The organism is Vibrio sp. V08_P9A1T1, assembly GCF_963874405.1.
In the GTDB taxonomy this organism is placed as follows: Bacteria; Pseudomonadota; Gammaproteobacteria; order Enterobacterales; family Vibrionaceae; genus Vibrio; species Vibrio anguillarum.
In genome coordinates, this window is sequence record NZ_CAWNIB010000225.1 from 1051 (window position 1) to 2393 (window position 1343).

1 protein-coding gene is annotated in these 1343 nt (G+C 41.3%); it reads left to right on the top strand.

Translation table 11 applies throughout. The features are described 5' to 3' along the window. The first annotated feature begins 305 nt into the window (after positions 1–305). Positions 306–701, top strand: a complete 396-nt coding sequence (locus AACT21_RS09300; RefSeq protein ID WP_017049506.1) for a DUF3465 domain-containing protein — start codon at positions 306–308, stop codon at positions 699–701. Positions 702–1343 lie beyond the last annotated feature (642 nt).

Here is a 1343-nt window from a genome sequence, read left to right on the forward strand (position 1 = left end):
TGTTGTTGTTTCCTTTTTTATGGCAGTGGTTCACGGAGTTCTTCATTTTAGTGGACGAAAAAATGGAGATGTATTCGAAACATATCAAGAAGCAGCAAAAACTAAGGCATCTGCATTAGAAGTTGGTTTGAATAGCAAAGTAGAAAAACGCTAGCACGCTTATAACAAACGCTTCAAGAGGGACAGCCAACGCGTGGCATTTTTACTATGCGTTGGTTTTTGTGGTTACGGTGTTATGCGGAAACTTGGTAGTAGCGTTGGCTGCCCCTTAACCGGGCGTTATGTGAATTGGAGAAATTGAGTATATGAAGAAGTTAATCGCTATATTTATAGCCGTCTTTTGTCTAGCTTCGATTGGTGCTCAAGCTAATGATCATCAGTTAAAAAATGCGTATGAAAATCATCAAAGTGATATTCAAGTCCAGGGCTCAGGCACAGTTATTCGCTTGTTACCTGATGACAACGAAGGAAGTAGGCATCAAAAATTCATATTGAAACTGGACAGTAAACAAACTTTACTTGTTGCTCACAATATTGATTTAGCTCCTAGGGTTCCAAATCTAAAAGTTGGCGATCGAGTCCAGTTTTACGGTGAATATGAATGGAACAAAAAAGGTGGTGTCATGCACTGGACGCACAAGGATCCAAACAATAAACACCCGCAAGGTTGGTTAAAGCACAACGGTAAGACGTACGAGTAAAATTCACATAACAAACGGCTCAAGAGGGATTGCCAACGCGTGGCGACTTTAGTGCAAAATTGAAGTTCAGTGTTTACAGTGTGTTTTTTGAGTTCGGCGGTGCGTTGTCAACCCCTTAGCCGGGCGTTATGCAACTCAGGTAAATTTAGGGGTTCAATCTTTTAGGATTTCTCCGGCCATTCGTTTTATGTTGTCGGCAAATGAGCTTTTTCACCCTCAAATTCGTAGTTTACTCAAATCGTAAAACAGGCAAGGTTCTTTGTTTGCCTCAATCAGTTTTAGCGCTGGTTTGTTGCTAATTTAGCGCGTGCAAAGTGTGGAAAGGGCAAGTTAATCGAGCATTTCGCACTTGCTGAAAGCCTTGCTTGTTGAGTTTGTCTGATTCAAAAGCTTGGTTTGTTGTTGAAAGGTGAACTTTGTTTTGGCGGCTCATTTATCACAGTTCTTGCTTGGGTTGATTCTTGAATCACTCAACCATTGCAATTGTGGCTTTTGGTCGTGTAAATTCTATTTATCTTATTGAATTCGCATAACAAATGGCTCAAGAGGGATTGCCAACGCGTGGCGGCTTTAGTGCAAAATTGAAGTTCAGTGTTTACAGTGTGTTTTTTGAGTTCGGCGGTGCGTTGTCAACCCCTTAGC

Bases quoted from the DNA above. Each gene is read 5' to 3' on its own strand.
- AACT21_RS09300 (WP_017049506.1), top strand. From the start codon at position 306: ATGAAGAAGTTAATCGCTATATTTATAGCCGTCTTTTGTCTAGCTTCG.